19 protein-coding genes are annotated in these 24,908 nt (G+C 58.6%); all 19 read right to left on the minus strand.

Annotated features, from left to right (window positions below; genetic code table 11):
• Position 1: 1 nt before the first annotated feature.
• The 19 genes from ACR80S_RS12780 to ACR80S_RS12870 all read right to left on the minus strand — a co-directional run bounded on the left by ACR80S_RS12780 (position 2) and on the right by ACR80S_RS12870 (position 24,789).
• A complete protein-coding gene (locus tag ACR80S_RS12780; RefSeq protein ID WP_435403417.1) occupies positions 2–1,417 on the minus strand; it encodes a lipopolysaccharide biosynthesis protein in 1,416 nt (471 codons plus the stop codon).
• Positions 1,414–2,511 carry a DegT/DnrJ/EryC1/StrS family aminotransferase gene (locus ACR80S_RS12785; RefSeq protein WP_435403379.1) on the minus strand — a complete coding sequence of 366 codons (1,098 nt, stop codon included), beginning with the start codon at positions 2,509–2,511 and terminating at the stop codon, positions 1,414–1,416. Before ACR80S_RS12785 ends, ACR80S_RS12780 begins: the two co-directional genes overlap by 4 nt.
• Entirely contained in the window at positions 2,508–3,371 is an 864-nt protein-coding gene (rfbA, locus tag ACR80S_RS12790) for a glucose-1-phosphate thymidylyltransferase RfbA (protein ID WP_435400218.1), read from the minus strand. Before rfbA ends, ACR80S_RS12785 begins: the two co-directional genes overlap by 4 nt.
• On the minus strand, positions 3,368–4,444 hold the full coding sequence (rfbB, locus tag ACR80S_RS12795; protein ID WP_435403380.1) for a dTDP-glucose 4,6-dehydratase: 1,077 nt from the start codon (positions 4,442–4,444) through the stop codon (positions 3,368–3,370). Before rfbB ends, rfbA begins: the two co-directional genes overlap by 4 nt.
• Positions 4,445–4,546: 102 nt before the next feature.
• Positions 4,547–6,841: a polysaccharide biosynthesis tyrosine autokinase gene (locus ACR80S_RS12800; protein WP_435403381.1), complete on the minus strand. Its 2,295-nt coding sequence runs from the start codon at positions 6,839–6,841 to the stop codon at positions 4,547–4,549.
• Positions 6,842–7,705: 864 nt separating this feature from the next.
• Entirely contained in the window at positions 7,706–8,869 is a 1,164-nt protein-coding gene (locus ACR80S_RS12805; RefSeq protein WP_435403382.1) for a glycosyltransferase family 4 protein, read from the minus strand.
• 492 nt (positions 8,870–9,361) lie between these two features.
• Positions 9,362–10,375, minus strand: a complete 1,014-nt coding sequence (gene galE, locus ACR80S_RS12810) for a UDP-glucose 4-epimerase GalE (RefSeq protein ID WP_435403383.1) — start codon at positions 10,373–10,375, stop codon at positions 9,362–9,364.
• 194 nt (positions 10,376–10,569) lie between these two features.
• Positions 10,570–11,697 carry a hypothetical protein gene (locus tag ACR80S_RS12815; protein WP_435403384.1) on the minus strand — a complete coding sequence of 376 codons (1,128 nt, stop codon included), beginning with the start codon at positions 11,695–11,697 and terminating at the stop codon, positions 10,570–10,572.
• A 1-nt stretch (position 11,698) separates the two neighbouring features.
• Complete coding sequence (locus ACR80S_RS12820; protein WP_435403385.1) at positions 11,699–12,766, minus strand: NAD-dependent epimerase/dehydratase family protein; 1,068 nt, start codon at positions 12,764–12,766, stop codon at positions 11,699–11,701.
• A 165-nt stretch (positions 12,767–12,931) separates the two neighbouring features.
• Positions 12,932–14,191 (minus strand): O-antigen ligase family protein, encoded by a 1,260-nt coding sequence (locus ACR80S_RS12825; RefSeq protein WP_435403386.1) that lies wholly within the window; start codon positions 14,189–14,191, stop codon positions 12,932–12,934.
• A gap of 183 nt (positions 14,192–14,374) precedes the next feature.
• Positions 14,375–14,935 (minus strand): sugar transferase, encoded by a 561-nt coding sequence (locus ACR80S_RS12830; RefSeq protein ID WP_435403387.1) that lies wholly within the window; start codon positions 14,933–14,935, stop codon positions 14,375–14,377.
• A 553-nt stretch (positions 14,936–15,488) separates the two neighbouring features.
• Positions 15,489–16,766, minus strand: a complete 1,278-nt coding sequence (gene tviB, locus ACR80S_RS12835; protein WP_435403388.1) for a Vi polysaccharide biosynthesis UDP-N-acetylglucosamine C-6 dehydrogenase TviB — start codon at positions 16,764–16,766, stop codon at positions 15,489–15,491.
• 4 nt (positions 16,767–16,770) lie between these two features.
• The gene (locus ACR80S_RS12840) at positions 16,771–17,922 is read right to left on the minus strand and encodes a glycosyltransferase family 4 protein (protein ID WP_435403389.1); all 1,152 of its coding nucleotides are present in this window, start codon (positions 17,920–17,922) and stop codon (positions 16,771–16,773) included.
• A 55-nt stretch (positions 17,923–17,977) separates the two neighbouring features.
• The gene (locus ACR80S_RS12845; RefSeq protein ID WP_435403390.1) at positions 17,978–19,018 is read right to left on the minus strand and encodes an EpsG family protein; all 1,041 of its coding nucleotides are present in this window, start codon (positions 19,016–19,018) and stop codon (positions 17,978–17,980) included.
• Positions 19,019–19,072: 54 nt separating this feature from the next.
• Complete coding sequence (asnB, locus tag ACR80S_RS12850; protein ID WP_435403391.1) at positions 19,073–21,085, minus strand: asparagine synthase (glutamine-hydrolyzing); 2,013 nt, start codon at positions 21,083–21,085, stop codon at positions 19,073–19,075.
• A gap of 5 nt (positions 21,086–21,090) precedes the next feature.
• Positions 21,091–21,864 carry a hypothetical protein gene (locus tag ACR80S_RS12855; RefSeq protein ID WP_435403392.1) on the minus strand — a complete coding sequence of 258 codons (774 nt, stop codon included), beginning with the start codon at positions 21,862–21,864 and terminating at the stop codon, positions 21,091–21,093.
• Positions 21,861–22,544, minus strand: coding sequence for a haloacid dehalogenase-like hydrolase (locus ACR80S_RS12860; protein ID WP_435403393.1), 684 nt, complete (start codon positions 22,542–22,544; stop codon positions 21,861–21,863). The genes ACR80S_RS12855 and ACR80S_RS12860 overlap by 4 nt, the downstream gene beginning before the upstream one ends.
• Entirely contained in the window at positions 22,541–23,815 is a 1,275-nt protein-coding gene (locus ACR80S_RS12865; RefSeq protein WP_435403394.1) for a glycosyltransferase, read from the minus strand. The genes ACR80S_RS12860 and ACR80S_RS12865 overlap by 4 nt, the downstream gene beginning before the upstream one ends.
• A 200-nt stretch (positions 23,816–24,015) precedes the next feature.
• Positions 24,016–24,789 (minus strand): hypothetical protein, encoded by a 774-nt coding sequence (locus ACR80S_RS12870; protein ID WP_435403395.1) that lies wholly within the window; start codon positions 24,787–24,789, stop codon positions 24,016–24,018.
• Positions 24,790–24,908: the final 119 nt, after the last annotated feature.

Here is a 24,908-nt window from a genome sequence, read left to right on the forward strand (position 1 = left end):
TTCAGGCTCCATTCATGACAATTTTTCGATATCTGACATAGACAACGACAAATTGACTTGCATAAATTGCAATGGATATCAAGGCATAGTAAAGAAGAAACTGCTTGACCGAGGCATCGACCGAGACCGAAAACCACGCCAGTGCTAGCACCAGCACAAGATTCAGAGAATCGAAATACAACTGGATTTCCTGCTGTTCGATGAAATTAACCAACCCAGTCACCATCGGAGTAGTGCAAAGATAGAAAATCACCATGATGCAGATAATGCTGGCGTACTCTCCTGAAACCGCCCACTGCTGTCCGAAGATGAAAGCAAATAATGGCTCACCCCAAAGCATGATGACAGCTATCGGAACCACCATCAGTAATAGCATGTACTTGACGATCTTCATCATCAGCCTATTGACTTCTTTTCCTCGGCTCTTGCCCAGTTGGCATATCTCTGCATAGAAACCTTTCTCGACTGATCCGCCGACCAGTGCCATGGGCGCCACCAGGATGAAAAATGCCAGGGAAACATGGCCGGTGGTTTCGGATCCGAACTGCCAAGCCACATATGCGGTAGGAAACCAGTGTGAGAAGACCCCAATAATGGATGACGGTGTATTAAATAAAGCAAATTTTCGATACCGCCCGGCAAGCGTGATCATCATCTTTTGGTTCAGGCTTCCCAACTCCTTACGGTACTCGGCGCTGATGATCTTCAAGAAGCGATAGATTCCCGCGAATTGGCCGGCAACGACGCTGAGTATCAAGCCGAAGGCACCGAGAGCGAGGAACCCAAACCCTACCCGGCCCGCTGCATAGACAAGGGACTGGTTGATCCGTGACTTGGCGATATCGCCGAAGCGATACTCCTTGACCGCCAGCGAGGTAAGCGTTTCATAGACCCCTCCTGCCATCAGGGCGATCACGAACAGGTACCAGTAGCCGCCAATCTCCGGTGCATCCAGCGCCGAAAATAATATAGCGCCATAGAAATAGAGCACTAGCCCCGAGATACAGCCGAACAGTAGGACGATGCCGAATGACAAACCGATCAGATTGATGACCCTGACCTTCGAGGTCTGCAGTGGGATGGCGGCATGGTAGCCCAAATGACTAAAGGGCATCATCAGCAACAGCGCCAGCAGAAAGATTTGCAATACACCTAGTTCTGCCGGGCTGTAAAGGCGAGTCACCACANCCAAATGACTAAAGGGCATCATCAGCAACAGCGCCAGCAGAAAGATTTGCAATACACCTAGTTCTGCCGGGCTGTAAAGGCGAGTCACCACAGGCATGACGAGAAAGGCCAGCAGTTGCGCAAGTGCCGTGCCGCTTCCCAACACCATCACATTGCGCAGGAAGCCCTGCTTGATGAAATTGGTCATGAAGCCACTCTGTTGAATCCCTGTCAGCCCCGGTAGCTTCATGGAATACACGCAATGATCTGCTGAGCAGTTTCCCTATCCATGTCGTAATGGATCGGGAGGCAGAGAATCCGCGAGGCTACATCCCTCGAGCGAGGCATCGATTGGTCATGAACCAGGAAATCAAGCGTGTCGAGCGAAGGATAGAAATAGCGACGGGCCTGAAACCCTTTTGCTAGGAGTTCCGCCTGGACCGTGATCGCTTGTTCTTCGCTGTCGAACAGCACCGGGAAATAGGCATAGTTACGCGAACAGTCGGGGTGCCACGCCTGTAGCTGATAGCAATGCTTCAATCCGCTCGAATAGACGTCCCAGATACTTTCTCTTTTGGAAAGATTGGTCTCGATTTCGTCAAGCACACTGAGTCCCATTGCAGCCTGGAACTCGTTCATCTTGGCGTTGATACCCAGCAGATCGATCTCGGTGGCACTCTTGATACCGAAGCCGATCATGCGACGCGCGCGCAACAGATCCTCTCGGCGACGAAAGATGATGGCCCCACCCTCGATGGTGTGGAATAACTTGGTCGCATGGAAACTCAGAGTCGTGGCATCTCCTGAGAGGAGCAGGCTTCTGCCACGCTTCTGAACACCGAAGGCATGAGCGCCATCGTAGACCACCTTGATGCCATGCTCGGCTGCTACCTCATCGATGGCGTCGACGTCGCAACCGTTACCGAAGACATGCACCGGCACGATGCCCCGAGTTCGAGAAGTAATCGCCGCCCGAATACCCTCGGGATCCAGGCACCAGGTGTCTGGGTCGATGTCCACGAAACGAGGCTTGGCCCCTTCCCATACCAGCGAGCTCGAAGTAGCAACGAAAGTGAACGGCGTGGTAATCACCTCGGAACGATCATTCGCTGTGCTTGTAGTGCCTAACCCGGTGATCCCCAAGGCCCGGTAGGCTACCTGAAGCGCAAGGGTTCCGTTGGAAACCAGCAGAAGATTATCAACGCCCAGGTAGTCTTCGAGTCGCGCAGTCAGCTCCTCGAGCAAAGGTCCATTGTTTGTCAACCATCGGCGGTCGTAGATACCGTCGATATAGCGTTCCAGGCGTTCACGGTTGGGAAGATAGGGGCTCGCGACCGGTATCATTTCACGATGCTCAGCAGGTAGCGCCCGTAGCAGTTCTTCGAAAGGGCATCGCCGACCGCCAGCACCTCATCGGTTGACAGCCAGCCGTTGTTCCAGGCGATCTCCTCCAGACAAGCGATCTTGAAGCCCTGCAGTCTCTCGATGGTCTCGACGAACTGCGCTGCCTCAAGAAGGCTTTCATGGGTGCCGGTGTCGAGCCAGGCAAAGCCGCGACCCAGTTCCTCGAGCCTCAGGTCTCCTCTCTCGAGATAGGCTTGATTGATGCTGGTGATCTCCAGTTCGCCACGGTGGGAGGGTTTGACTTGTCGTGCGATGTCAATCACATCGTTGTCGTAGAAGTAAAGCCCGGTCACCGCGTAGTTTGACTTGGGATTCTGCGGTTTCTCCTCGATGGAGATGACCCGCTTGTCGTCGTCATATTCCACCACCCCGAAGCGTTCCGGATCCTTGACCTGATAACCGAAGACTGTGGCCCCTGACGTACGGCTCGCTGCCTGCTTGAGCTTGGGGGTAAAACCATGTCCATAGAAGATATTGTCGCCCAGCACCAGGCAAACGCTATCGTTTCCGATGAACTCCTCGCCGATCAGGAAGGCCTGAGCCAGTCCATCCGGGCTCGGCTGAACCGCATAGCTGATGGAGATGCCGAACTTGCCGCCGTCGCCGAGTAGACGACGGTAACTGGCGTTGTCCTCAGGCGTAGTGATCACCAGGATTTCACGGATACCAGCCAACATCAGCACCGAGAGCGGGTAATAGATCATTGGCTTGTCGTGAATGGGCAATAACTGCTTAGACACCCCCATGGTGACAGGATATAGCCGTGTTCCACTGCCGCCAGCCAAAATGATACCTTTCATGAAGCCTCCTTAGACGCTAATCCCAAGCGCTCTCTTTGATAGCTGCCATCCAGCGCGCGTCGGCACCAGTCACGGTTATTCAGAAACCACTTTACCGTCTTGCGAATGCCTGTCTCGAAACTCTCGACAGGGGTCCAGTCGAGCTCACGGCACATGCGGCCTGCGTCGATGGCATAGCGCATGTCATGGCCGGGCCTGTCGGACACATACGTGATCAGGTCCCGGTAGTGAGCCACTCCGGCAGGCTTGTTGGGTGCCAACTCCTCCAGCAGGTCACACAGGGTCGTCACCACATCGATATTCGTCTTCTCGTTGTGCCCCCCGATGTTATAGGTCCTGGCGATCGTGCCCCGTTTCAGCACGGTGAAGAGCGCGTTGGCGTGATCCTCCACGTACAGCCAGTCACGCACTTGCTCACCCTTCCCATACACCGGAAGCGGCTTGCCCTCCAGCGCATTGAGAATCATCAGCGGAATCAGTTTTTCTGGATAGTGATAGGGCCCGTAGTTGTTCGAGCAGTTCGTGATCAGCGTCGGCAGCCCGTAGGTTCGTTGCCAGGCCCTTACCAGATGATCTGAGCTGGCCTTGCTCGCCGAATAGGGTGAGCTCGGCGCATAGGGCGTCTCTTCCGTGAAGAGATCCTCGGGGCCTTCCAGGTCACCGTAGACCTCATCGGTGGAGACATGGTGAAACCGGAAGGCACTGCGACGGTGATCATCAAGCCCCTGCCAGTACATCCTGGCCACCTCCAGCAGGATGTAGGTACCCACGATGTTCGTTTCGATGAACGCCGCCGGCCCATCGATAGAACGGTCGACATGGCTTTCCGCCGCCAGATGCATCACCGCTTCGGGCTGATGCTCCTGGAAGACCCGCTCGAGTTCACCGCGATCGCAGATATCCACCTGTTCAAAGGCATATCGCAGGCTGCCAGACACGCTGGACAAGGATTCGAGATTCCCCGCATACGTCAGCTTGTCGACGTTGACGACCTGATGTTCCGTCTTGCTGATGAGGTAGCGGATCAAGGCCGAACCTATGAACCCGGCGCCACCGGTGACAAGTATCTTCATGCCTGTTTCACCACCTTGGTTTCATCGCTTCGATCATGCGCGTTATTGGCGCTGGAGATCTGCTTACCCGCATGCAGCTTATTTATCGAGTTATCGTACCGGCTATTTGTACGCATAGTTGTAATAGCCGTATCCGTATTTGACTGCTGCCTTGCGCTCCATGCCATTCATGATGGCGCCCTTCACGATCACACCAGCGGTTTCCAAGCGCCCTCTCGCCAGTTCGAGCTCACGAACCGGATTGAGCTGGAACCTGGCCACCATCAGGGTGGTACCGCACTGGGCCCCGATGATGGCGGCATCGGTCACGGCCAAAATCGGCGGCGTATCGATGATCACCATGTCGAACTGTTTATTTGCCTCCTCGAGGAATTCACTGAAGCTTGCCGTCATCAGCAGCTCGGAGGGATTGGGCGGCGCAGTGCCGCGCGTCACGAAGCTGAGCCCGGGCACCTGCGATTCGGAAATGACATCGGCCAGGGTCCTGGTTCCTGTCAGCAGCTCCGAGAGGCCTGCCTCATTCGTGACGTTGAAGCTGTGGTGCAGGTGGCCCTTGCGCATGTCGGCATCCACTACCAGAACTCGTTGCCCGGCCTGGGCACAGGCGGCCGCCAAGTTGATGGCGATGAAGCTCTTGCCGATATTGGGGCTCGGCCCAGTAATCATCAGGCAATTGTTGGTGCTTTCGAGCATCGCGAAGTGCAGGCTGGTGCGCAGGCCGCGAATCGCCTCCATGGCCGTGTCAGCAGGTGCATGCTTCGCCAGCAGCCCAGTCGTGACATCGCGGCCATGTTTTTCGCGGCGATGCTTCATTCGGCGTACCAGTTTCTGCTGCTCCTCGGAGAGCGGAACGGTGGCATACACCGGCATGCCGGTTTCTTCAATCTGCTCCGGCGATTCAATGCCGCGATTCAGAACATTGCGCAGCAGCACGATGCCGACCGCCAGCAGACCACCCAGGAGAATGGAGCCACCAAGCACCATCAGCTTCTGAGGCTGGATTGGCGACGCCGCCACCTGGGTCGTATCGATGATGCGAACGTTACCCACGGTGCCGGCACGGGCGACCTGAAGCTCCTGCATCTTGTTGAGGACGTTGACGTAGATGGCTTGGGTGACCTCGACATCACGGGTCATGCGCACCACTTCCTGCTGCGCCTGCGGCATCTGGTTGACCCGTGCATTCAACGCCTCTCGGTCGTTGCTGAGCTGACGCTTCTGGCGCAGCAGCGATTGATAACTCGGGTGGTTGGCGGTATATCGCTGGGCCAGCTCGGCTTCTTTGAACTCCAGCTCGCTCAGTTGGCGCTCGAGTTCCACGAACTGGTTGATGACTGCCTGTGCCTCGGAGTTGAGGTCGACGCTATCCATGTCGATGCGGTACTGGTTCAAGGTATCCTCGGCGGCGGCCAGCTGGTTGCGCAGCTCCGGGCCCTGCTCCTCAAGGAACTCCAGGCTCTTCTCGGCCTCGGCCGATTGGCGCTCGACATTCTGGGTCAGGAAGGTTTCCGTTACCGCATCCAGGGCCCGACGAATCATCTCGGGATCCGGTCCGGTCAGAGCCAGTTCCAGCATGCCGGTGCCGCCGCCACGCACACCGCCAACTTCCTCGATCTTGAGCCGTTGCTCGAGCCGGCGGATCGCCTCGGCACGTGTCAGCCGCGTCAGCATGAACTCGGCGCCGGGAGCCGCCTCGAGCTCTGCCACGCGCAGCTGGATATCGCCGTCCATGAAAAGCGTCAGCTCCCCGGCGCGGCCATTTCCGAGCCATTCATCACCCTGGAATAGCGAATAGCCTCCGTTGCCGGCGGAGACCAGAGTCAGCTTCTTGCCTCGAAGGTGATCACTGACGTCGAAGCGACCCAGGGTAATCGACTCGTTTCCCCACACCTCCGGACGACCGCGCAGAAACCCGGGCACCGAGACACCACTCTTTAGGGATTCCGGCACATTGAGGTCGTTCAGGAAATCCAACTGCACCACCTCCCGATCCAGGAAAGTGGGGCGGGAGATGTCGTGCCGCCTCACGAAGTCACCGATCAGGGGCATGCGCCGTGGCTCCACCACCATGTCCAGGCCGATACGGTCCACCACCTCGCCGAGCACCATCCGCGAACGCAGGATGCGCACCTCTGCGGCGGTATTTACTGCCACTTGTGCATCGGTCATCCCCATGATGTTGTCGACATCGCCCAACGGGCTGATCGACGATCGCGTCTCGACATGCACCAGGGCATCCCCCTGATAGATCGGCGTCGCCAGGATGGCGTAGGCAACCCCCAGCATGGTGAAGAAAGCAGTAATAAGGATGATCAGCTTTTTGTGATCGAGCATTAGCCCAATCATTCTTCCGACATCGATATCATCTTTTCTAGGTGTTTCGGTATTTTTTGACATGGCAGCACCGCGATGACGTGTGTAGTTTGACAGTTGTGTTCCTGACATTTTCCGAATACCAGGACGTTGATCTTGCCTATAGTTTATAGCCTGTACTCGAACAGGATTCAGGGATGTGAGAATCCTCCTTCATGGCAACGCTCCAGACTCGATAGATCGACCAAGGCAAACGCCTCTTTCGGTTACTGATCCGGGGTAAGTCAGGACCACGGGTACGAAGGCTGGTCCCCGGGTGTGCAAAGTTCCGAAATACGCTCTCTGCGAGAGTTTTTCCACGCTACCGCCCGGGAGTTTCACTCGGCTATCTCCATGCCGTTCACGTACCTTCGGTGATGACGCCTGTATTGATGTCCGTCGTGATGCTTGCCGTGCGATGATTAACGGATTAGGTCCCTACGTCTTTACGCCAAGCCTACTCTTTGATACATAATTTTACAGTTTAGAAACGGACCTGCCCTCATGGTTTTTCGCATGCTGTGATGTTTAAAAAACTAGTCATTAGCTAAATTTCTAATGATGGAAGAGTGGCGAGAGACGCGCGTTAACGACGCGGTCGCCTGCACGGCCAGGTCGACAGCGGTGCCAGGAGAGTCAAACCAGGGAACTTCCAGGAGGGAGAAACAAGAAACGAGGGAGAGCGCGAGAAGCGACCTGCCGCCGTCTTGGCGCTGCTCTCGCTGCACGCCAGGAGCGTCATGCCTTGCCAGGGCACACCGGACGGGTCCAGAACAACCACCTATTCTCAGCGACACGTTTTCAACCGCACTTTTTCAACCGCACTCTTTCAACCGCACTCTTTCAACCGCATTCTTTCAACCGCATTCTTTCAACCGAACGTCATCGACCGCATCTTTCCATCGCCCCTCAGCCCGCCTGCACCGCGCCGAGGAACAGGGCCCGATTACGCTCGATATCCTGGCTTTCCTGCTTTCTGTGGGCATCCACATCCAGCACCCTCGCCCTCAGATCGGCGTAGTCGTCGGCGGATAGCCGGCTTAGTGCCTCGATATACTCCACGAACGCCTGCGGATCATTGAGCGGCAAGTCCCTGCCGACTCCCAACGCTTCGAGACCACGCCACGGCGTGGTATCGGCCACCAGCACTGGCGTGCCGGACGCGATCGCCTCGGCCAACACGTGACCATAGTTTTCACCCAGGGTCGGCAGGAAGAATAGGTCGTGCTCGGCCATCACCTGGGGAACCTGGACTGGACCCACGGCCCCTCTGTAGGTGGCTTTCACATGGTCCGGCAACGCCTGCATCAGGTCCTCGCACTCGTCCCAGTAGGCGGCATCTTCGACGGGACCATAAATGGTGAACTCCACCTGCACCCGAACACGGCTCAGGCAGCTCAGGGCAAATGCCAGGTTCTTCTTTGGCGAAATGCGCGACAGGAAGACGATACGCAGCGGGTCTTCGGCATTTCGCCGGCGCACCTTGACCGTTTGGACGACCAGGCTGGGCAGATCGCAGGCCTGATGGATGTCCGTCGCCACCCGCCCCATTACACGCCGAATATCATCGGCCTCGAAGTCCGTCGAGGCCTGCCAGGTCAGCCCCGAATAAAGGCCCGCCACACGTGCCAGCGCCAGGAAGGGCCGCTTCTTCCAGCTTTTAAGCGCCAGCGCCCCAGGCGAGAACTCACCGCGTGGCGCAATAATCACCTTGCGACGGGGCATCGCCCCCAGGCGCCGCACCACCAGCGGCACCAGGGTAGAACGCGTCGCAAACACACTATTGAGATAGAGCATGTCGCATGGGGTGTCTCTCAGCAGCCGGTAAAGCGTACCCAATGCCCCCAGACCCTCTGGCAGGTAATAAACCTGTACGCCCTCCACCTCCGTCCAGCGCCCGCTCGGCACGTTGTCATACGGGATCGCATCTCCAAGATCCCGGTCGGCGGTGATGACGCGGAAATCGACATCGTCGCGGAGATGCTCGACCAGGTTCACGATGCTGCGCAGCGGTCCTCCCGACTTGTAACCCGGGAGGTAGTTACTGATACATACAAGAATTACATGCTTCATGTCAGTCCTCGTCTCTGTGACTCTGAGGCAGTATCCTGTACACACTCCCCTGCTATTAACCTGCTCAGGCTTCTATTTTTTGGATCTACTAATGTTATTCGCCTTCATACGAAGACGATCCGGAGTTGCGGGCCAACCTTCTCTGACCCCATACTCCATCGCCCACATTCATATAACCCGCCTACCGGAAAGTGTTTTTTACCACTAAAACACCTTCTGCAACCGGGCTACCACCAGAGGGCATATGGTCACATATAGGCCACCACCTGCTTTGCCGATTTTTTACATCGATTGCTGCCCAGGCACTCTCACCCTGAGTACAGAAAAGTGCTGGCAGTGAACTCATTATTTAGAATTGAATTTTTCACACAGACAGGGTTATTTCTTCCATCAACCGAAAGGTATCTGAAATCTGCGTCATCCTGTCATCAGCGCTAGGCCGGGCGTTTTACCGGTCTTTCTATCGTCTCGGTTCCCGCGGTGTCGATTACCTCAGCGTCGATACCCCTGGGGGTTTTCCGACTGCCAGCGCCAGGTATCGGCGATCATCTCGTCGAGGCCCCGGAAAGCCTGCCAGCCAAGCTCGCGATGCGCCTTGGCCGCATCGGCCCAGAAGGCCGCCAGATCGCCCTCGCGCCGCGGCGCCACTCGATACGGGATGGATTGCCCCGTGACCCGCTCGAAGCTTCTGACCATATCCAACACCGACACCCCACACCCGGTGCCCAGGTTGTAGACATGCAGCCCAGGGGTCTCCAGCCGCCCAAGGGCCTGCACGTGGCCATCAGCCAGGTCCATCACGTGCAGGTAGTCACGCACACAGGTACCGTCGGTGGTGGAATAGTCGTCACCGAAGATCGCCAGCTCGGGCAGCCGCCCTACCGCGACCTGGGCGATGAACGGCATCAAGTTATTGGGAAGACCCTGGGGGTCTTCCCCAATCACCCCGCTGGGGTGAGCGCCGATGGGATTGAAGTAGCGCAGCAGCACCACCGACCAGTGGGGGTCAGCCAGCTGCAGATCCGTCAACAGCTGTTCCACCATGGCCTTGGAGGTGCCATAGGGGTTCGAGGTACGACCACGCGGCAGGGTTTCGACATAAGGTACCGGCGCATCGGGACCGTAGACGGTCGCCGACGAGCTGAACACCAGCCGCCGCACTCCCGCCGCCGCCATGGCCTGGCAAAGCACCAGGGTGCCGTTCACATTGGTGTCGTAGTAGGCCAGCGGTTCGCGCACGCTCTCGCCCACCGCCTTCAGGCCGGCGAAATGGATCACCGCCTCCACGTGGTAGGCCCGGAAGAGCGCATCAAGAGCCTTGCGGTCGCGAACGTCCCCCTTCACCAGCGGCACCGACTTACCCGTCAGGCGCTCGATCCTGCGCAGAGCCTCCGCCGCACCGTTGCAAAGGTTATCCAGCACCACCACGGCGTGGCCGGCTTCCAGTAGCTGCACCACCGTATGCGAGCCAATGAACCCGGCCCCGCCGGTCACCAGGATCGTCATCTCCCGCGCTCTCCCCAAGCTGTGATTTGTGGAAATGATATCACCTCGCCCAGGCCTCAATGCAACAAAAACTTACATTTTATTACAGTGTATGCTAACCCTCGTAAACTGATAAGCAAAAAAGGCCCCGAAGGGCCTTTCAAACGACATGCCGTTACACCGACAGCGCCGATGGCGGCGGCAGCGGAGAGCGCCTAGAAAGGCCCCTCGCTGCCTCCCGAGTACATATAGTTATTCACTACCCGCGCCGCGCCGCCACCGCGCTGGCGAGCCAGGAAGCGACCACTCGAAGCGTTGGAAGTATTGTGGCTGATCTCCAGATTGCTGCAGTTGAGCTGCCCCACATCGATATCCACCTCCGAGCGGCTCTCGTAGAAGGAGTTGACCTCGATCTTGCCCGAGACCTGCTGGATCCCATCGGTGCGGATGAACTCCAGGGTCGTGTTGTTGTGCTCGCAATAGTTGCCCTGGAACAGCAGCGACGATGCACTGCTCAGCCGGATCGGCGCCACCCGCGTATACCCCTCGATGCAGTTATTGGTGAACCGCGCGACCGACAGCGCCCACTGGCCCGGCTCGTCGGTGACCGCTTCGAGCAGGCGATGGCCGTTGGCCTCGAATCGGTTGTCATGACAGCTCAGGTCATAGTGACGAGGCGCCAGGATGAAGGTTCCCGCCGACTCATACATCTCGGTGTTGAGGAAGCGTACCGACTGGGTATAGCTATCGGAATGCACTGCGGCGACGTGACGAAAATCGCACTGCTGCGAGAAGTTTTGCCGGATCATTCGGCTGCCGTTGGAGATCACCGCCGTGGCATTCTCGCTACCCCGGAATCGCACGCCCTGGAACTTCGGCGCATCGGTGGCCAGGTTCGCCGTTCGTCGGTCGAACATGAAGCCGTCATCGCGCTTGGTCAGCCCCCCGCCGACGAAGATCACCACCGGCGCCCAATCGTCGCTGGAGAGAAAGACGCTGCCCCCGGTCAGGTCATAGACCCGGTCCAGGTAGATGGTGGTCAGCGCGTTCTCGAGGGCGTAGTCGTAGGCCGCCTGCACCTTGTCGACATCGCTGCCGGTGAACTGGTCGGGCACTACGCCGAGCGGCGACGCCTGCCGTGCCGGAGAGCGTTCTTCGCTGGCCAGAGCCGCCGGTGCCAGCAAAGCTCCTGCTCCCCCCATGCTCAGCGAGACCAGCAGCCGGCGGCGCTGTTGCCGGGCCGAATCGCCCGGCGAGTCATTCGGAGAATCGAGACGCCTCTTCACTTTCTTGCTCATCTCTTTCTTGTTCATCTCTTTCTTGTTCATCTCTTTCTTGCTCATATTACCCCCTGTGAGCGCCGCCACCGGACAACGTCGTCTGGCTCGGCAGTCGAGATTTCGCCCCGCACGGACCGGTCCCTCGCAAGGCCTTCTCGCCACCGGCCAGCTGCGGTTCCGGGGACGCCGGCTGCAGCGCTAGTGTCGCAGGCGATTCGTGAAAGCAGCGCTCAAGCCCCTCATCCAGGGCCAGCGGTGGCGCCCACCCCAGGGTGCGCCGGGCATGGCCGGCGTCCACCGTCAGCGAATCGAACAGTCGATCATAGATACCCCGCTTGCCGATCAGCGTGGCGCCCGCCTTCATCAAGCCCCTGGGAAGCCAGAAAAGCCGTGCCGGCTTGCCGGCAGCCTGGCCTATCTTGCGCAGCAGTTCCGAGGTTGAGACCTCTTCAGCGTCACACACCACGAAGGTCTCCCCAGCCGCCGCGGGGTGATCCAGGCACAGCGTCAGCAGATCAACCAGGTTCCAGATCGAGACCAGCGAGCGACGGTTACCGGTATCCCCCAGCGGCAAGGGCAACCGCTTCTCGACCACCCGAGTCAGCAGCCCGAAGTTGCCCGGCGCCCCGGGTCCATACACCAGCGGCGGCCGAATGATCACCACCTCGAGCCCGGTCTCTTCAGCCACCTGATGCAGGCCCCGCTCCGCCTGGAGCTTGGACTCGGCATAGGGCTCGGCCGGCTGCGGCGCATCCCCTTCGGTGAAGGGCCGCTGGTTATGATTGCCGTTCACGCCGATGGAACTCAGGAACACCAGCCGCTTCACCCCCGCCTCGGCGGCCTGGCGCGCCAGGTTAAGGGTGCCATCGACATTAGCCACGCGCAGTTCGTCGGAGACATCGTTCATGACATGCGCCCGGGCCGCACTGTGAACCACCACGTCCACGCCTGCCAGCAGTTCGCCCCAGTGAGTCGTAGCGGAAAGGCCCGCGCAGCGCAGCAGCGGCTTGCCCGCAACGGCCACATCCTCGCGACGCGAGGTGCCCTCCACGACGAGACCCGGCGTGACCATGAGATGGCCGAACAGGTGCCTTCCCACGAAACCGCTTGCCCCGGTAATCAAGATCTTCATAAGCACCTATCAGGTCGAACAAAAAGGGGCTGACTGCCCTCCCACCGGGAGGTCAACAGTGCCAGAACTGACTCCAATCCTATGGACAGGGCATCATCATTTGAAACAGAAAATGGTGCATCAAACGAAATCCGCAGGTGTCCCATCGAGCTGACATGGTTGATCTCATACCACTCGCCACCCACGGCGTCGGTCCAGCCGGCCAGCGGCGCCCGGGTGCACCACACGCTGGGTCTGTTCGGTGGGCATCAGCACCCACAGCGCCGTCAGCCAGCTGCCATACACGGCGATTCCTACCGGATAGGCGAAGAAGGGATAGCTGAGGCCGAAATCCATGAAGGTGATGGGCAGCAGGAGGCCGGCCACCGCCAGGGAGCGTCGCACCGGATCGCTGGTCTTGAGACGCACGGAGAAGACCCACAGCGGCAGCAGGTAGAGCGCCAGCACCAGTGCCAGGCCCGGAAGGCCGCGACGCACCCAGGCATCCAGCAGGTCGTTATGGGCATGCCAGAAGCGCTCCACCCCCGGCGCCAATCGGCCCTCGTCTACGAGCCGCTGTATGCCCGGCTGGTAGCCTTCATGGCCATGACCCAGCCAGGGGCGTTCGAGGATCAGCAAACCCGCCCCGCGCATCATCTCCAGGCGCAACCCCACCGAGCCACGCACCTCGCCGGCCAGATAGTCCTGGCCCTCGGCCACGGCGATATCCACCCGCGGCTGCACGCCACTCTGGGGCAGCGCGTAGGCCACCACCATCACGGTCATCACTCCGGCCAACACCCCACCCTGCCAGACCAGGGGCCATCGGCTCAGGTAGGCCCGATAGAACAGCGCCAAGACCAGCGGCACAGCTAGCCAGCCGCCCCGGGTGCCAGAGAGTATCGACGCCAGCACGCCCCCGGCCGCACCGGCCACCAGCAGCGTGACCCAGGCCGCGCGACGGTGACGCCCCCACGCCCAGCCGATACCCGCCAGGCACAACAGCCCGGACAGCAATGCAATATTGCCGAAGTGAATGGCGTGCAACGGCGCATGACCAGTGGCCCGAGCGGCTCCCTCCATCGACTTCTGCCAGAGCGCCCAGCCCCCGGTACCCAACCCGGCCAGCGCCAGCCCGGCCCACCAGGCGCCGAGCACGGGGGGCCGGCGGCGCAGCACTAACAATAACAGGGCCGCCCCCCAGGCCGCCGCGGCCATGGTAAAGGCACGGCCCAACTCGTGATGCCAGGCCCCCACCAGCAATTCCACCGTCCCGAAGCCCAGCAGCAGTGCCAGCAGCCAGCCATCGCGCCGCCAGGTCAGCGCCACCGCTTCAGGCGCCCGCCGCGATCCGCTCACGCCCGCCCACAGCAGCACCGCCCCCAGGGCCAGCCAATAGCCCAGCGGCACCAGTAACGGCATCGCGGGAATCACCACGGCGTACATGGCGTCTCCCTATTCATAGCGTCTCGCTGTTCATGACTCGCCACTTATGACTCGCTTCAACCATCACTGACTTTTATCTCCATAGAGAAAGCCCAGCACGAGGGCTGGGCAAAAGGAATCTCGATCCCTGAGATAACGACTCACGCGAATTCTCAGCCTGTGCGTCTACTCCACCTTGCGCCTTTACATCACCTTGCGCCTTACCCGATCACCCGCCCCCTTGCCGATCACCGTCAGCAGGATGTAGCGGAAGTAGCAGGATACCGTCAGCCCTCTCAGCATGCACTGATCGGTTTCGGCCAGCAGCCGCGGCGTGGACATGTCGATGTCATTGATCTGGGCCAGCCCGGTAATGCCTGGCCGCGCAAGATAGACACCGCGCGCCTCACGCTCGTCGATCAGCTCTTGTTGGTTGTAGAGGCAGGGTCGCGGACCGACCAGGCTCATCTCTCCTTTCAGAACATTCCACAGCTGGGGAAGTTCATCGAGCTTGCTGCGCCGCAGGAAAGTGCCGAAGGGCGTGATCGCCGCGGCGTCCGCCAGGTGAGAGGCCACCGAAGCGGTGTCCGGGCGCATGGTACGAAATTTCACCAGCACGAAGGGCCGCTGATGTCGCCCCACCCGCTGCTGGCGAAACAGCGGCGAGCCCGTGTCGAAGTAGCCGATCACCAGCAGCGCCAGAAGCACCGGCAGGCCGAAAAGCAGGCCCAGAGCGGAGAACAGGAAGTCCAGAACACGAATCATCGTGGCGCCCTTCCGCGTGGCTGCCTCGCCCCGCAGGGGTTTGCCTGACTGAACCCACCGGCCTTGAGTCAACATAACTGCTCCACCACCTGACACTGAATTAATCAGGAGAATAAGGGCCGGAAGATCGACATACGATACGCAAGATTACAAATAAGGCGGTTTCGGCATATAAACCAATCTCCTATCCACGACGATTAGAAATTGTCTTAATACCAAATGTTGAGAAAACTAAAAAGGCCTCCGAAGAGGCCTTTTTAGTAATCAATTTCTATATTAACGATATCCATTCCAGACCCTCGGCCATTGTCGTCTTTGACGTCCCAGGCCCCTGGTCCTCGACACCCCCTGGCTCATCGCGGCATCGGAAATTTGCCGTTGAACAGCAAGGGAGCATACCGGAACCGCACCCCTCGCACCGGCACCGCCTTCTCCATTTCCCACAAGGTGTCACCGTTCTTGCCCGGGCCGGCGTTGCCCTCCCACAGCAGCAACGCACAGCAGCAACGCACCGCTCTCGCTGGTGGCTCTTTAGCTACCGGCCTCAATCCACTCAAAGCCTCAAATCCACATCCCGCTTGGGCAACACATATTTGAGGTCGTACAGCACATGCTCGGGCTTCCCCCAGCCTCGGATGACCTCGGCACTGAGCTCGCGGAACTCCCGATGGGCCACTGCCAGAATAATGGCATCATAGACAGTGGCTTCGGGGCTCTCGACCAGAAGAATGCCATACATCCTTTCGGCCTCGGCCTTGTTCGCCTGCGGGTCGTAGACATCTACCACCATGTTGTAGTCGGAAAGCTCACTGAGAATATCCACCACCCGGGTGTTACGCAGATCAGGACAGTTTTCCTTGAAGGTCAGCCCCATCACCAGCACCCGCGCTCCCTGCACCTGCAGGCAACGCTTGACCATCTGCTTGACCAACTGGTGGGCCACATAGGCCCCCATCCCATCATTGATGCGCCGCCCGGAGAGAATCACATCCGGATGGTACCCCACCTGCTGAGCGCGGTGAGTCAGGTAATAGGGATCCACGCCGATACAGTGCCCGCCTACCAGCCCCGGACGGAACGGCAGAAAGTTCCACTTGCTGCCGGCTGCCTCCAGTACCTCCTCGGTATCGAGACCGAGCCGGTTGAAGATCACAGCCAGTTCGTTCATCAGCGCAATATTGAGATCACGCTGCGTATTCTCGATCACCTTGGCGGCCTCGGCGACCTGGATGGAACTTGCCTTGTGGGTGCCAGCGGTAATGATGCGACGATAGAGCAAGTCCACAAAATCGGCCACCTCCGGCGTAGAGCCTGAGGTCACCTTGCGGATGGAGGTGATCCGGTGCTCCTTGTCTCCCGGATTGATGCGTTCTGGGCTATAACCCGCAAAGAAGTCGTGGTTGAAGGTCAGGCCGGAAACTCGCTCGATCACGGGAATGCAGTACATCTCGGTGGCGCCAGGAAACACGGTCGATTCAAAGATCACCAGATCACCTTGCCGCACCACTTTGCCCAAGGTTTGACTGGCCGAGATCAAGAGCGAGAGATCCGGGCAACGGCTCGCGTCGATGGGCGTCGGCACGGTAACGATATAAACATTGCAATGGCGCAGAGCCTCGGGGTCACTCGAGAAGCTCAACTGCAAGGCCTCAGCCAGTTGGGTCACCTCCACTTCCAGGGTGTGGTCGACATGGTCGATCAACTCGTCGACTCGTCGAGTATTGATATCGAAGCCTACGGTGGGCAACACCTTGCCGAATTCAACTGCCAGCGGCAGACCGACGTAACCCAGGCCGATGACCCCCAGGCGCACCTCATCAAACGTCAGCATCGTCTCACCTCAAGTCAGAAGTAACCTCGCCATCAAGACTCCTTCCACCGTGTAGGCAATCGAGTGCTGCCTCCACGACGATACGCTCATCGAACTCCTCTTCGATTCGAGCCCGGGCCGCTTTCCCCGCGGCCTGCAGTTCCTCCTGGGGCATGGCAATGCACGTCTTCATGCACAAGGCCAACGAGTCAGCGCATTTCACCTCACAGAGCCAGCCGGTCCGACCGGCCACTACCGCCTGACGACAGCCCGGCACATCGGAGACGATGGCAGGCCGCCCCATGGCAGCGGCTTCCAGTACCGTGCGGGGCATCCCTTCACGATAGGAAGGCAGGACCAGCACATGCGACTTCTCGATAAAGGGCCGCACATCACCCTGCTCACCCAGCACCTCGACGACACCCGCGGACTGCCAGCGCTGCACCTCGGCTTCAGAGATTGCAGTACAGTTGCTCGCCCCATGGGGGCCAATCAACAAGAACCGACTATTGGGGTGAGCGACACGCACCTCTCCGGCTGCCTGTACGAACTCGCGCACGCCCTTGTCGCCCAGCAAGCGGGCGATCATCACGAAGGTAAATGGCACGGAGTCTGGCAATGGAGAGAAAGTAAAGCGGGTGGTATCCATGCCGGAGCCTGGCAACACCGTAGTAGGGGTGTCACGAAGGAGGCCATGGCTCAGGAACAGAGCGTGATCTTCTCGATTCTGGAAGAACACCCGCCGCGCACCACGGTTGGCAACGCCATACAGCGAGCGAACTCGCCGGTACAGCCAACTATCGTGGAGAAAAGCCGTGCCCAGCCCGGAGACGTTATTGGCGTAGGGAATGCCCAATGCTCGGCAGGCAAGTCCCGAGTAAATATTCGCCTTCACCGTGAAATTGAAGACTAAGGTGGGCTTCAACCGCCGCAGCAAACTGAACAGTGCCAGCAGGCTCCTGCCCTCACCCAGCAAGCGAGTGCCCTTTCCCTCCATGGGCAGCGGCTCGTGCGCGATACCCAACTCCTCCACAAGATATCGAGAATACTTATCCAGTGGCGCCAGCGCCACCACCCTATAACCTGCTCCACGCAGCGCCACAATCGTACCGCGGCGAAAGTTATAGAGGTACCAGGAGGTGTTGGAGACCAATACCACAATGCCCATCTCTTTCATTTGTTCTTGCCCACTCGTTCCTGCTCCCCCTCACGCCTTGTTACTTGTCTCCAGCTCATACCAACCACACCAATTGAAACGGCAACCAGGCTTGTGAATGTGCCGCCAACATGAGCCACACGAGCAACACCGCGGCATAGTAGGTCACCACGCTGAACACGATCAGCGTCGACCAGCGTATGTCTCGGGTAATCAGCGGAAGCCGCGTAAACACGAAGATCTGAAGGGGAATCAGGTATAGAGCGACTCGGTCGGTGGCCGTGGACGACATCATCACCAGGGGGATGCAGGCAATCGCCAACACCGAGAGCCACCACCAGAGGCGCCGCTCATCTTCATTGAGCTGCAGGTATCTCTGGAACATTAAAAAGAGCACTGCCGGCCCAGCATTCATCAATACGCGGATCAGGCCACCCTCGGACTGGTAATCGGCCTCGACATAATTGGTCCAAAGCTCGTCAGTGGAGTCAAACAGGAACAAGTAACCGCCAATCAGCGTGGCCATCCCCGCCCAGGCCAGGGAAGTGAGCCGACTCTGGCTGCCCGCCAACCCCGCCACCGGCAGCATCAGTACCGCGGACCTGTGAAAAGCTGCGCCGACCAGCACCCAGAACACGAAAGTGCGAACCTTGCCATCGCCGAGGGCCACCAGGCCCAGCAGGATGAACCCCAAAGCCACTGCCTGGCGTGTGTAGCCCATGGCTACCACGATGATCAGATAAGGCACCGCAACCAACAGGGCCAGCCAGGGCAACGGCTGGTTGCGAGCAAAGGCCACTACCCCAGTCATGACGATGGCACCACAGGCCAGGTTCACCCAGTGGATATTGCCGCCCAAGTTCGCCGCTAACCAGTTGACTAGGTAATAGCCTGGATCCTTGCTCGTGAACACCTCGAACAAGGTCATGGTCGAGGCACCGCTCAGATATCTCAGATACGCCACCCAATCACCACCGACCTCGAAGCGTAGGCCGATAGCCAGGGCAAACAGGCTACCGACCAGCCACCACATCAGTGGGCGAGAGGCAGGGGTCAGCCGGTAGGGTGCCAGCACCCCCACGGCGGGTATCAGGAAGAGAATCCAGTAAGGCAACATGGCAACCGCTTATGCAGTGAGAGGCACCGAGAATGCAGTGCCCAGCGTCATGAATCAGGAAAGTCCGGGCTTCCACCGCCGCTGCCAGGCGAGTAATTGCAGCACCGCCCAGAGCTGTTGGGCGTGGTGCCCCTGCCCCTTCAGATGGGCCTGCCACAGCTTGCGCACCTGGAGTCCATCCAGCCTGGGCAACTCGGCCAGGCTGTCGTTGGAAAGCAGATCCTCTGCCCACTCTCTTAGCGGACCCCGCAGCCAGGCATCCAGCGGCACGGCGAAGCCCATCTTGGGCCGCTCGATCAGCCCGCGCGGGACATGGCGATACAGCAGCTGGCGCAGCACCCACTTACCCTGGCCGTCGCGCAGCTTGATATCGGTAGGAATGCGCCAGGCGGTGTGGAATACCTCGGGGTCGAGGAAGGGCACACGGACTTCCAGGCTACTGGCCATGCTGGCGCGGTCCACCTTCACCAGCACGTCGTCGACCAGGTAGTGAAGCGTATCCATCAGCAGCATCCACTCCACGCCGGTGAACTGCTGGAGAGCCGGGAACAGGGCCTCCGGGGCTTGTCCATTGCCCTGCCCTGCCAGCAATCCAGCAGGGTGACGATTCATCGAGGCCACGCCGGCAAACAGTGCACGTTGGCTAGGGCTTTCCAGCACCGCGGCCAGCTTGTGCAGCTTCTCGCCGAAGGTACGGATTTGCAGCCGATTGGGCAGTACCTTACCTCCCCAGTGCATCATCCGGTCATAGGCGTGGGAGGGAATCGCCCTGAGCGCGCCGCCCAATGCCCGGCGCGACGGCAGTGGCAGGCGCTTGAGCTTGTGCCAGATGCGCGGCACCCAGAGGTGGCGGTTATAGCCCCCGAAGAGTTCATCGCCACCATCGCCTGAAAGCGCCACGGTGACATGCTCGCGTGTCAGCCTTGAAATCAGCGCAGTAGGCAGCTGGGAGGAATCCGCGAAGGGCTCGTCATAGAACTCCGGTAGGCTCGGCACCAGGTCCAGCGCCATCTGTGAGGTGGCCTGCAGCGTCATATGCTCGGTGCCCAAGTGCGCCGCCACCGCCTCCGCATGCCGGGATTCATCGTAGCGAGCATCGTCGAAGCCCACCGAAAAGGTGCGTACCGGGCGTTCAGACTGCTGCTGCATCAGCGCCACGATCAAGGAGCTATCGATACCCCCGGAGAGGAAGGCCCCCAGCGGCACATCGGCGAGCATACGGTGGCGTACCGATTGGCCAAGCGCCTGTTCCACCGCAGAAACGGCCGCCTCGGGATCCTCGAGGCGGCCTGTCTGCATGGCATCACGAGCGGCCTGCTCCGCCGACCACCAGCGCACGGGCGCCGGCAACCGGCCGGCCTGTACATCGGCCCGTGTGATCGTCAGCAGTGAACCCGGCTGCAGCTTGGCAACACCCTGAAAAATACTGGCCTCGTCCCCCACGCAGCCGAAGCGTAAGTAGCCTTCCAGTGCCTCCGTCGCCAGGGTGCCCTGCCATTCAGGGTGGGCCATCAGGCTCTTCAGCTCGGAACCGAACAACAGCGGGCCACGGCCTGTTACCGCGCCTGCTTCATTACTCAGCCCCTGGGCAAACCCATAATAGAGAGGCTTCTCGCCGAAGCGATCCCTCGCCAGGGTCAGCGTCTGTTCCTTTCGATCCCACAGGGCAATGGAAAACATCCCCACCGCCGCCTTCAGCGTTGGCGCCACACCCCAGGCACTAAACGCCGCCAGCAGAGTCTCGGTATCGGAATGCCCTTTCCAAGGGGTTTCCTTGTTGCTTGTTCCTTGTAACTTACTCTTCAACGATAGGTGGTTATAAATCTCGCCGTTGAAGGCGATCACATAGCGCTCGCAGGCCGAGTGCATGGGCTGATGGCCAGCCGGCGAGAGATCGAGAATGGCGAGCCGGCGGTGCCCCAGCGCCATGCCGGCGTCACCATCGACCCAGATTCCCGCGTCGTCGGGGCCACGGTGCTGGAGGGTATCCGCCATCGCCATGACCTCGCCTTTCAGCTCAGCCATCGAGGGCCATCCACCCTTCAGGAACCCGGTGAAGCCACACATGGCGCCTACCTGCCCAAATGCGAGACGCGCGCCAGGGCCGGCCCCATCAGGGTGCCCGCCGTCGCCGCCACGGCAAAATAGCCCGTCAGGACCAGGAACCCTTCGGCGCCAGTATAGGGCCAGAGGGCCAGCAGGCCGATGAGGGGCATCAGAAAAAAGAACAGCCGGAACGCGGCGCGTTGTCTGCCGGGCATACGCAGGAGGTCCTTACTGTCCAGGTAACCCAGCAGGCGAAAGGCAACATAGGAGACAGCCGCCGCCAGCCCGATGCCGAGCCGCTGGGAGTCTTCCACCACAAACATCACCGGGGCCATGAATCTCAACCATGCCAGCCACAGGAAGGTGGCCGCCTTGAGTTCCTTGTCCTTCAGGATATTGTGCAGGGCAAAGGTGAGACACAGGGCCAGGTAAAACGACCACCACGCCGGTACCGTCAGTAAATCCAGCCATGTCGTGACCAACATGAATACCACGAGGCGACTGCCGGTCCATGCCAGCCCCCACCCGAGCGTCGCGCCCTGCGGCCCTCGCCTGCGCCCCCCCGCTTCCCGTGGAGCCGCGACCAGGTCGTTCACAAGGTAGCCAATCTCATACAGGCTGATGAACGCCAGATAGGCAAGACCCGCCATGGCCAGGGCCTGCAGCGGCTCCGCCGCTCCCACCACTACAACGAGTACCACCGCGGCCAACCACTCGAAAACCAGATGAAAGAAAATGCTGCCTTCGCGAAGACGAGTGTCCAGGAAGTAGCTGAATGGCAGCAGATACACCAGTTTCATGAGCCGATCTCGATAAAGTTCGCCCCGACCCCCTGCCAGCGTTCGCGGTGTGCCTTATCGTGCAGCACGATGTAGGCCACCGCGGCCATATCGACCAGGGCACAATCGGAGGCATTATCCGTCATCACGCCGATCGTACCCGCCAGGAGGCTCTCACCGTACTTGGCGACCAGCGCCTGGCGCTTTCGGCCCGTCAGGTCCGTCTCGTAACGCCCCGACAAGACTCCATCGCGCTGTTCGAGCGTGCTGGCCACATACCGAGCACCGGTCAAGGAGGCCAGTGCCGCTACCACCGGGTCGAGGCTGGCAGAGGCAAGCACGACGCGTCCTGTCGCGAATGGTTCTTCCAGCACTTGCCAGACGGAGGCTATGCGCCGATCAGCCAATAGCTTCTTGGCATACTCGTGAGCACTCTCGTCGAGCGCCTCGCGTCGCTCCCCGGCCAGCAGGCGTACGGCGAAACGCTTCAAGAGATGTTGCCCGGACAACTTTTCCGCCACTGCGAAGGCCCACCACAGCAGGCGACGGCGCGAACTCACGGCATTGAAGAGCCGAGCGCGCAGCGGCCGCGCGGCATCCCTGGCAAAGTGATGGCTCAGAAGTCCGAGCGTGGTGTCATCGAAGACGAGGGTACCGCACACGTCCACCACATAGAGGTCAGGATCGATCCGGCTCTTCATGGCAAGCCCTCGACCTGCGCGTATACCCGGTGATAGGCGCTCAAGGCCCTTTCCAGCCCCAGAGAGTCCCGCGCCCTCTGTCGCAATCGCTCGCCTCCCTTGGCAAGAATCCCGTCGAGATCTGCGACGATGCGTTCGAAGGCTGTGGGATCTTCCAGATCGATCACCACGCCGGCGTCCAGTGCCTGGGTAAGTGCATCGATATCGCCCACCCCGGCATTGCTGATCGCGGGGATGCCCAGCGCGAAGGCTTCCGCAAGTTTCGTGGGTGAGCAGGCCATCTGGGAATAGGTGGCACGTCGAAAGCTCAGCATGAGATCCGAGGCGCCGAGCAACCCCGGGACCTCGTCGCGTCGGGCAGACCTGACATGAATACGATGTCGAAGGTCGGCCAGGCTCGACTCAGTTAGGCGTGCATCTTGCTGAGGTGACCAGTCCTGGGTGATCAGGAGCAAGTGGGCGTCATCGCGCTGACGTGCCACGGTCTCGAACAGCCGGAGCATTTCGTCAAGCAAGTAGACGGTCCCTAGCGACCCGAGATAGGAGATGACCAAGGCTCCTCTGTCGATGCCAATATCGGCGCGAGTCGCCAATTTGTCCGACGTCGAGACTTCCGAAAAATGATCGAAATCCGCACAACAGGGAATCACCACAACAGGGGCATGCATGCCAGGCGCCAGGCGGCCTAGTTCGGGAACCACTCGTTCAGTGAGCACGACTACTGCATCCGCACACTCCAGAAGCCGTCGCTCCAGCCGCTTGTAATAGCGGTAGAGCCGCCGATAGAACCAGCGGTCTTGCGGCCAGAGATTTCCCTCCACCCTGTCGTCGACCCAGAGTCCACGCATGTCAAATATTGTCTTGACTCCCGTGAAACGACGAAGAAAACAGCCAACCTGCATCGCCGGATAGCTGCGGCAGTGAGCGATTCCGAAGCGGTAGCGTCGCTGCAACCCGAGTGCCGTGGCGTACATTCGGATCAGGTCCCACATTTTTCCCAGTTTCCCCATTCGCGACGTAAATGGCAGCGGTGTCCAGCCAATTTGTCTTTTTCTGAATTCATACCTGAGTGCACTTTCTCCGTGCTCAAAACGAGCGGGCTTCTCAAAACTCACGATATGCAACTGCCGCGGCTGAGCTGCGATACCGTACAAATAAGGCAGAATCTGACTGCCACCCAGCGGGTCTAGCAAACCGTCGTAGGTGATAAATAGTACAGGCTGATTAAGACTGACCGTAGAAGGGATATTTCGCATAAAAGACCAGATCATTTGACATGGCAATCAAGAAAGGAGTCGGCGGACTGAAGTTCCAAGTACCACATGCAACCTATCAGAGAAAATAGTGCAATAACCCATTTCTAAAGTGGGATATATTGAATGATTTGATGGAATAAGCTCCCACACAAACAATGAAAAGACATCTATACTCTATATTCCAGGATCTTCACTTTATGACTTGATGCATAGATTTACCCATCAGATTTAAATACAATTTTATTTGTATAATGATTAACATTGACGCTTCTGTTTAGTTTTCTTATTGAACGCCAGAATAGGGAGTTTGAAGATACTCTAAAATTTCCATAGCCTATATTTGAAGAAAAAGCCACAAAACTTGCAGGCGCAGGGTAAATTAAAAATATTGGAAAATTTACGGTTCGCCTAATAGTTTCCCACTGATCTGAAATACATTTCACTGGAGTCTGATAAAGAATGACACTTTCTGCCAGTGACGGAGGCAAAAAATAGCACGCCGCACTGTATACCTTGGAACCTAGAAACTCATAAACGCCGAACTTACCAAAGGTCAATAAAGGTTCTGCGCTAACTTCAATAATGTCATGAGAACTATAGCAACCCAATACCAATCCGTTGAGCTCTGAAAATTTTAACCTTAGCATTTTGCATTGCCAATGCTTTATAAACGAACCATCAATAACTACATCATCCTCACAAAGAAAACATACTCTCTCTGCTGCTTCATTAAGTAGCTTATCGCGATGTGTGATTGTGCAAGCAACCGCAGCTTCATTGACCCACTTTCGGCCTCCCTCCCTTTCTTTTTTTCGCAATAATTTAAATTCTGCTGAAACATGTTTGTCAGCGTCCTCAACCGTCCAGCTTCTACCATCGACACTTTCTACAAATCTATATTGAGCAGGATCCTTGAAGGGAGAGGAAAATTTCAACCTACGGTCAATTTCGCTAGCTAGACTTGCGCACAAAAATCCATCAAAGTACATAAAAGTAACTCCACCTTAGCTCAATAAAAAAGAAGGTAAGAAGCCAAGTATTTATTTATAATAGAAACCATGCTTAGACCCTTAACCGACGTGGGTCGTACTGCAGTCCATTGGTAAAT

It is taken from the genome of Halomonas salsilacus (assembly GCF_051216275.1).
Classification (GTDB): Bacteria; Pseudomonadota; Gammaproteobacteria; order Pseudomonadales; family Halomonadaceae; genus Halomonas.

Coding starts and splice junctions, on each gene's coding strand:
- ACR80S_RS12785 (WP_435403379.1), bottom strand. CDS start 2,511: ATGATACCGGTCGCGAGCCCCTATCTTCCCAACCGTGAACGCCTGGAA.
- rfbA (WP_435400218.1), bottom strand. CDS start 3,371: ATGAAAGGTATCATTTTGGCTGGCGGCAGTGGAACACGGCTATATCCT.
- rfbB (WP_435403380.1), bottom strand. CDS start 4,444: ATGAAGATACTTGTCACCGGTGGCGCCGGGTTCATAGGTTCGGCCTTG.
- ACR80S_RS12800 (WP_435403381.1), bottom strand. CDS start 6,841: ATGTCAAAAAATACCGAAACACCTAGAAAAGATGATATCGATGTCGGA.
- ACR80S_RS12805 (WP_435403382.1), bottom strand. CDS start 8,869: ATGAAGCATGTAATTCTTGTATGTATCAGTAACTACCTCCCGGGTTAC.
- galE (WP_435403383.1), bottom strand. CDS start 10,375: ATGACGATCCTGGTGACCGGCGGGGCCGGGTTCATTGGCTCGCATACG.
- ACR80S_RS12815 (WP_435403384.1), bottom strand. CDS start 11,697: ATGAGCAAGAAAGAGATGAACAAGAAAGAGATGAACAAGAAAGAGATG.
- ACR80S_RS12820 (WP_435403385.1), bottom strand. CDS start 12,766: ATGAAGATCTTGATTACCGGGGCAAGCGGTTTCGTGGGAAGGCACCTG.
- ACR80S_RS12825 (WP_435403386.1), bottom strand. CDS start 14,191: ATGTACGCCGTGGTGATTCCCGCGATGCCGTTACTGGTGCCGCTGGGC.
- ACR80S_RS12830 (WP_435403387.1), bottom strand. CDS start 14,935: ATGATTCGTGTTCTGGACTTCCTGTTCTCCGCTCTGGGCCTGCTTTTC.
- tviB (WP_435403388.1), bottom strand. CDS start 16,766: ATGCTGACGTTTGATGAGGTGCGCCTGGGGGTCATCGGCCTGGGTTAC.
- ACR80S_RS12840 (WP_435403389.1), bottom strand. CDS start 17,922: ATGAAAGAGATGGGCATTGTGGTATTGGTCTCCAACACCTCCTGGTAC.
- ACR80S_RS12845 (WP_435403390.1), bottom strand. CDS start 19,018: ATGTTGCCTTACTGGATTCTCTTCCTGATACCCGCCGTGGGGGTGCTG.
- asnB (WP_435403391.1), bottom strand. CDS start 21,085: ATGTGTGGCTTCACCGGGTTCCTGAAGGGTGGATGGCCCTCGATGGCT.
- ACR80S_RS12855 (WP_435403392.1), bottom strand. CDS start 21,864: ATGAAACTGGTGTATCTGCTGCCATTCAGCTACTTCCTGGACACTCGT.
- ACR80S_RS12860 (WP_435403393.1), bottom strand. CDS start 22,544: ATGAAGAGCCGGATCGATCCTGACCTCTATGTGGTGGACGTGTGCGGT.
- ACR80S_RS12865 (WP_435403394.1), bottom strand. CDS start 23,815: ATGATCTGGTCTTTTATGCGAAATATCCCTTCTACGGTCAGTCTTAAT.
- ACR80S_RS12870 (WP_435403395.1), bottom strand. CDS start 24,789: ATGTACTTTGATGGATTTTTGTGCGCAAGTCTAGCTAGCGAAATTGAC.